Source organism: Vibrio sp. 10N.286.46.A8 (assembly GCF_041470165.1).
GTDB classification, from domain to species: domain Bacteria; phylum Pseudomonadota; class Gammaproteobacteria; order Enterobacterales; family Vibrionaceae; genus Vibrio; species Vibrio tasmaniensis_A.
In genome coordinates, this window is the sequence record NZ_JBFRLX010000160.1 from 1 (window position 1) to 7,014 (window position 7,014).

General features: G+C 43.8%; 5 protein-coding genes. 1 reads left to right on the forward strand and 4 read right to left on the reverse strand.

The genetic code is table 11. From position 1 onward, the window contains the following. Window positions 1-132 precede the first annotated feature (132 nt). Complete coding sequence (locus tag AB4232_RS15720; protein ID WP_012604345.1) at window positions 133-1,452, forward strand: dicarboxylate/amino acid:cation symporter; 1,320 nt, start codon at window positions 133-135, stop codon at window positions 1,450-1,452. 83 nt (window positions 1,453-1,535) lie between these two features. Here the strand turns inward: AB4232_RS15720 and AB4232_RS15725 are convergent, their stop codons facing one another. The 4 genes from AB4232_RS15725 to AB4232_RS15740 form a co-directional block, all read right to left on the reverse strand. Then, complete coding sequence (locus AB4232_RS15725; protein WP_009848763.1) at window positions 1,536-2,489, reverse strand: class I SAM-dependent methyltransferase; 954 nt, start codon at window positions 2,487-2,489, stop codon at window positions 1,536-1,538. An 8-nt stretch (window positions 2,490-2,497) separates the two neighbouring features. Continuing rightward, on the reverse strand, window positions 2,498-3,196 hold the full coding sequence (locus AB4232_RS15730; RefSeq protein WP_372087482.1) for a TIGR01621 family pseudouridine synthase: 699 nt from the start codon (window positions 3,194-3,196) through the stop codon (window positions 2,498-2,500). A 212-nt stretch (window positions 3,197-3,408) separates the two neighbouring features. Next, on the reverse strand, window positions 3,409-5,025 hold the full coding sequence (locus AB4232_RS15735; protein WP_372087483.1) for a methyl-accepting chemotaxis protein: 1,617 nt from the start codon (window positions 5,023-5,025) through the stop codon (window positions 3,409-3,411). A gap of 190 nt (window positions 5,026-5,215) precedes the next feature. After that, window positions 5,216-6,649 carry a sodium-dependent transporter gene (locus tag AB4232_RS15740; RefSeq protein ID WP_012604350.1) on the reverse strand — a complete coding sequence of 478 codons (1,434 nt, stop codon included), beginning with the start codon at window positions 6,647-6,649 and terminating at the stop codon, window positions 5,216-5,218. Between the last annotated feature and the right edge of the window lie 365 nt (window positions 6,650-7,014).

Genomic DNA, 7,014 nt, shown 5'->3' on the forward strand with positions numbered 1-7,014 from the left:
AAGCAAACGTTTGCTTTGGTGTGAAAAAACATCTAATAGCGATTCACCTGCTGTTTTTAAGAGACTTTCACCTCTGCTCATATTGATAAATGTAAAGGATACGTGTAAAACTCTTCGCGAAATATTTATCCAATGGCACATCGTTCATTGGTGAGTAATTCTGGGATTTTTATATTTAGTAGCACAGAGGTTATGGAAGTGTTAAAAGAAAAGAGTTTACTAAGCAATATTGGCATTCAAGTCGTTATTGCAATGATCATCGGTACAGCAGTCGGCGCGATGATGGGTGACAGCGCAACAATGTTCGCTCCACTGGGTGCTATCTTCATCAATTTGATCAAGATGCTGGTGATTCCTCTAGTCGCAGTTGCCCTAATTTCAGGTGCTGCAGGTCTAGGTAATAGCTCATCGGCTGGTAAAGTCGGTGTAACAACACTGGGTTACTTTGCACTAACGTCTGCACTTGCTGTGGCACTAGCGCTTGTAATGGGTGAAGTGTTCGAACCCGGTCGTGGTATCGATGTTTCTGGCGTTGAAGGTATGTTCTCTTCAGAATACGCTGCGAAAGGCGAACTTCCAACGTTCTGGGCAACCATCACTGGCATGATCCCTACCAACGTTTTCCAATCACTGAATGAAGCAAACATTCTGCAAATTCTCGTTTTCTGCTTATTCTTTGGTATTGCGATTTCTAAACAAGCAAAAGAGAAACGTGACCCTATCATCAACGGTGTAAATGCTATCGTTGACGCTATGGTATGGATGATCAACAAAGTTATGATCATTGCACCACTTGGCGTATTCGGCCTAATGGCTGAAGCAGTAGGTACGTTTGGTTTTGGCGCGCTTATGGTCGTGTTCAAGCTGTTCATTGTTTACATCGCTGCGATTCTTATCTTCGGCTTTGTTGCTTACCCACTGATGATTCAAATCTTCACTAAGACTTCAGCTAAGAAGTTCCTAGTGGCAATGAAGAAGCCTCAAGCGGTTGCACTATCAACAGCATCTTCAATGGCGACACTACCAGTAACAATGGAAACGGTAGAGAAAGAACTTGGCGTTCGCAACTCTACGGCTTCATTCGTTCTGCCACTTGGTGCGACGATCAACATGTCTGGTAATGCAATTTACTACGGCCTAGTTGCTATCTTCTTCGCACAGCTGTTCAACATCGACCTTTCTATGGGCGCTTACGTTGCTATCATCGTAACCTCTACGCTAGGCGCAGTTGGTCAAGCAGGTGTTCCAGGTCCTTCTTTCCTAGTGGTTGCGGTTCTTCTAGCAGCTGGTATCCCTATCGAAGGTCTACCTCTATTATTCGCTCTAGACCGTATCTTCGACATGATCCGTACTGCCCTTAACATCACTGGTGATGCAGCATGTGCGGTAATCGTTGATTCTCTAATCAAAGACGAAGTGAAAGAAGCTGAGCTAGAGAAACAACAAGCTTAAACTTCTTAGAAACCTAAAGACCAAAAAGCCACTCATTTGAGTGGCTTTTTTACTTTCAAACGTTGATATTTGTTTACTCCAAATTAAGCGTCTTCAGAAACGTTAATTTTAAATCTCAGGACTTTCAAACTTGAATCGAGGTCGACATCGACAAATTCAGGTGGATTATCTAAACGCTCGATAAACTCAACACTTGGCGCTTCTTCTGCCATCGTCTCAATCAAGAAGTTTGGTGACACTGCTGGTGAGTTAACACAAGCAATCACTTCACCACCTTCGGTTAGAAGCTCAGGCAAACGACGTAAGATCTTTTTGTAGTCTTTAGTAAGTGCAAAGCTTCCTTTTTGGAACGAAGGCGGATCGATAATAACCAGCTCGTATGGGCCACCCTTCTTGATTTTTCCCCACGACTTAAAGATGTCGTAGCCAAGGAAGTTCACCGATCGCATGTCATGCTCATTCAAGCGGTGGTTATCACGGCCTTTATTCAGTGATCCGCGAGACATGTCTACGTTCATACATTGTCGAGCGCCACCCGCAATCGCCGCGACAGAGAAGCCACAAGTGTATGCGAACAGGTTAAGAACGTTCTTATCCTTAGCATTATCTTGTACCCACTGACGGCCATTACGCATGTCTAGGAACAGACCGAAGTTCTGATTGCGGCCAATGTCTAGTTGGTACTTAAGCCCATGTTCAACCACGACTGGTGAGTCGTTCAATTGACCCCACAAGACTTCAGAGGGCGCGCCATCAGCATAACGGTGTTGCAGCACAATGCTTGTGCCCTGTTTTACTTGCCAGATATCTTTGTTAGTGAGGTCGACCAATCCAGTCTTTAGAGATGATAAGAACGCTTGGTCCACTTCTTTAAACACGTTAACCAATAACTGTCCATCAACCCAATCACAAGTGAGTTGATCTAGGCCGGGCCAAAACTTGCCACGCCCGTGAAAAATACGACGTAGTTCATTCGGCACTTCATTCAATTGCTGTTCAATATGACTAAAAAACAGAGGTAAAGCTGATGCTTCCATTATTTCACTCACTTAGTGTTTAGCTTTGGCCACGTTAATGACCAAGGTTCAAGCCAACTGTCTAAACCATTAGACACGATCTCTTGATGCCATTTCTCACCCAAAGAGTCGAGGTTTCTTGGATCGCAGACATATTCGTAGGCTTGTGATTGATAGGTAAATCGAATCGCGAAGGCATGCAGATAGCCTCTGTCAGCCTCGTTCGATGGATTGTAAATAGGATCACCAACAATAGCCGAGCCGATGGACTTCATCGCGACACGGATCTGGTGAGTTCGTCCCGTATAAGGTTTACATAAAAGTAGACGCTCACCGGGTTCAGCCGTTGCAGATAAAAATTGGGTAATCGCTGGGTTTTCTTTGGTTGTCAGTAGCTTCCAACTTGAGCGTCGTGAACGCTCCATATCTCCTGAGATCAGCCCCTGCTTTTTCTTCGGCTTCTTGGAGCCTATCGCAAGGTAGTACTTCTCTACTTCACGCTTTGCAAACAACAGTGAAAGCTCACTCGCTGCTGGGGCATTTTTTGCCAGCAGTAGAATTCCTGACGTCATTTTATCGAGACGATGGACTAAATATAGCTTCGGTTCATTGATTGCCTTAGCAACTTCTTGCAATAACATCGTATCACCATCGTCTTTATGGACGCTGACGCCTGGATGTTTGTTTATAAGTAAAAAATCAGAGTGATTCAGAAGAATGTCGAACATGTAAAGGCTAGCTCCATTGTAGAACGTGGAGTATACCGTGTCTGAATCCAGATTCCAGCTACGAAAAAGCCCAACGAGTTCAATAAACATTGAATCGTTGGGCTTATGTTTCAATAGGCAACTTTCACTGGGAAGTCTTTAATCAATTCGCTCTAAGCTTATGTTCTAGACTTATGATCCAGCTCTAAGCTCTAAGCTCTAAGCTCTAAGCTCTAAGCAAGTTTGAACTTACCTACTAAGCCTTCAAGCTCAGCAACTTTAGCATTCAAACCTGATGTGTTCTCAGAGCTGCGAGTCGCTAACTGTAATGACTGTTCAGAAATATCACTGATTGCCGTAATATCCGCTGCGATTTCTTTTGTCACCGCTGTCTGTTCTTCTGCCGCAGTCGCAATTGAGTTAACCATGCTTTGTACGTTGCCCGCACCGCTAACAATTGCTTCTAGAGCCGATACCGCCCCTGCACTTTGCTCTACACCAATTTCAACTAAACGACAATTGTCTTGAGTGTAAGTCACCGCTTCTTGAGTACCTGATTGAATAGATTGGATGATACCAGACACTTCTTGTGTTGCTTTAGTCGTTCTCTCCGCTAGCGCTCGTACTTCATCAGCTACCACGGCAAAACCACGACCGAACTCACCAGCACGCGCAGCCTCAATAGCCGCGTTCAGAGCCAAGAGGTTGGTTTGTTCTGCGATATCTTCGATTACCTTGATAACACTGCCAATCTGCTCGCCATGTGAACCCAGCGTGTTCATTTGTAACGACATGTCGCTCATTTGAGTAGACACTTGTTGGATGCTCGCAACCATCTCCACGATCACTTTACGACCGTCTTCTGCAGACGTTTCTGAGCGGCGCGCTTCTTCATAAGTAGAAGTACCTTGTTGCGCTACTTCAGAAATGGTTAAGCTTAGTTCTTCTGCCGCAGTCGCTATCAATGTCGCTTTATCTGCTTGAGCAGAGGCGCCAGATACGATGTCGTGGCTGATTGATGATAGCTCACCAGTAACGGATTGAACTTGGGTAGTCACTGATGAGATAGAACCGAGGAGATCGACCAATGACTTTTGCATCTGGTTGATCGATTGAGCAAGGTCAGCCAATTCATCACCAGAATCATCAACAATGTCACCTGCCGTTAGATCACCATTTGCTACGCGTCGTGCAACTTGCTCTACACGAGTTAAGCGATTAGTAATAGAGCTAGACAATACAAACGCAATTACACAGCCAAACACAATCGCAACCGCAGTCAACACCATAATCGTGCGTTCGATTGTAATAAACGAATCCGTTAGTGTTAGCAGAGCTCGCTCCGTATCAGCAATCTCACTTTCAGATGCTTGATCAAGCAAGTTTTCAATCGGGATAAGATTACTCTCATACAAAGAGCGAAGCTGCTGGATATTTGATAACAATGCAGTTTCGTCATTAAGCATAGGTACGAGCTTCGATTCAAACTCTTGAGTAAAGCGCCCCATTAGCTCTTCAATTCGCTGAACACGACGATGGTCCTCTGAGCCTTTACTCTCTAAACGCTTTGCTTCTTCAATTGCTTGAGAAAATTGAGTCTTGTTAGCTCGATAATCATTGAGCGCATTACCGCCCTGAACAACCGCGCCCAAAGCATCACGGTAAACATCACCAGCTTCATCGATCAATATAAGGTAGGTAACAGTTCCTGGAACATCATCCAGTCTAATTTCATCAGAGCTCTCGTGAGCCCCAATCACTTCTATCGATACAACCCCTACCAACGTGACAAGCACCGCCAATATAGATCCAAAACCCAAATATAGTTTTTTTCTCACTGACAATTTCACAGAACACCTACCTAAAAATAAATACAGGCCGATATAGCCTAACCGAAAGATATATCGGCCACCACACGGATAACTTTAGGGGACGATGTTTTTATTTCTCGAAAAACAATAAGTGCATCGCATAAAAAAACGGGAGCCAATGGCTCCCGCTTATCAATTAACTTTAGTTTGCGATTAGATTTTCTAAGAATTATAGCTTCTTAGAGATAAGCGCAGAACCGGCAATGATACCAATACCTAGTAGCATGATTGCACCTTTACCGCTGTCGAAGCCAGAAGAGATACCCATGAACGCTACGATAGCGATAGCTACTGGGATGATGTACTTAACGAGTGTGTACCATAGACCGAATAGAGGGAAAGATACTTCACCGTCGTTAGTGATTTCTTTCTCTAGGTCAGCACGGTTTAGTCTCCAACCAGCGAAGATACACACCAACATACCGCCAACTGCTAGGAAGATCTTATCCGTTAGTAGGTCGAAGATATCGAATGCACCAGTACCAAACAGCGTTGGACCAAAGCCACCAAGAGATAGAGAAGCGAAGATACATAGAATCGCCATTACGACACTTGCAGACAGTACAGCTGTTACACGCTTCATGCCTTTCTCATCGATTAGGTACGAAACAACAACTTCAAGTAGAGATACTGAAGAAGTCAGTGCCGCAACACTTAGACCAACGAAGAACATAAGAGCAAATAGAAGACCAACTACGCCGCCCATTTCAGCGAATAGCTGAGGAACAACAACGAATACTAGACCAGGACCTGCTGCAGGTTCCATACCGAATGCGAACATTGCAGGGAACATTGCAACACCAGCTAGGATAGCAACGCCTGTATCCATCGCCGTAACCATAGCTGTAGTTTGAACTAGGTTCTCTTTCTTCTTAAGGTAAGAACCGTAAGTCAACATACAACCCATACCAAGAGATAGTGAGAAGAATGCTTGACCCAGTGCAGCTAGGATTACACCGCTGTCTACTTTAGAGAAGTCAGGGCTGAATAGGAATTCAAGACCAGCCATCGCGCCCGGAAGCATTAGGCCTTTGATTGATACCACGATAAGGATGATGAAAAGAAGTGGCATCAGAATCTTACCCGCTTTCTCAATACCGCCAGAAATACCCTTCATAACGATGACAACGTTAAGTAGTAAGTATAGGCCCATCCACATTAGTGGCTGAACTGGGTTTGAGATAAAGCCACCAAAGCTGTCGCCAATTGCTTCAGGTGCGTCTAGTAGACCACCAGCAATTTTACCGATGTATGCGATAGACCAGCCACCTACTACAGGGTAGAAACCCATGATAAGTAAACCACTGACTACGCCAATAACACCAGCGAACGTCCAGCGACGGTCAGTTGATTTAAATGCACCTACTGCTGATTTTTGCGTATGACGTCCAATCGCAAATTCAGTCAGCATCACACTAAAACCGATGAAGATTACAAAAAACAGATAAATTGCAACGAATGCACCGCCGCCACTTTCACCTGCTGTGTATGGGAATTTCCAGATGTTACCTAAGCCAACAGCAGAACCTGCTGCAGCCATTACGAATCCTAATTTCGAACCCCAGGTATCGCGGGGTGTAGTGGTTGTATTACTAGTAGCCACGTTTACTCCAAACTTTTGTGTTATGTGATGTTGTATTTTGCTTTGTGTGGCGTCATTAAAAGATAAGGTGTATATAATAATTTACACCATTAAAAGATTTGATTGACGCTCGTTATCTAGCAAGTAAACCAGTTTAAGAATACAATTGGAAGCCCGAACCGTATATATTTCGTTATCAATGTAAATCTTTATGGTTAAATGCCGGTTTTTCATACAAAACAATTGCATTCGTCTTAAGTTAACTAAAACTTAACAACTTTAACCTGTTTACAGCTTTTGCTCTATTTTGTAAATAGTTGATTCCTTAAATTCCCATATCCGTAAAATAGCATTACTATCTAAGTGTCTCTTTTTTCGAGTATTCA

Bases quoted from the DNA above. Each gene is read 5' to 3' on its own strand.
- AB4232_RS15720 (WP_012604345.1), top strand. From the start codon at position 133: ATGGCACATCGTTCATTGGTGAGTAATTCTGGGATTTTTATATTTAGT.
- AB4232_RS15725 (WP_009848763.1), bottom strand. From the start codon at position 2,489: ATGGAAGCATCAGCTTTACCTCTGTTTTTTAGTCATATTGAACAGCAA.
- AB4232_RS15730 (WP_372087482.1), bottom strand. From the start codon at position 3,196: ATGTTCGACATTCTTCTGAATCACTCTGATTTTTTACTTATAAACAAA.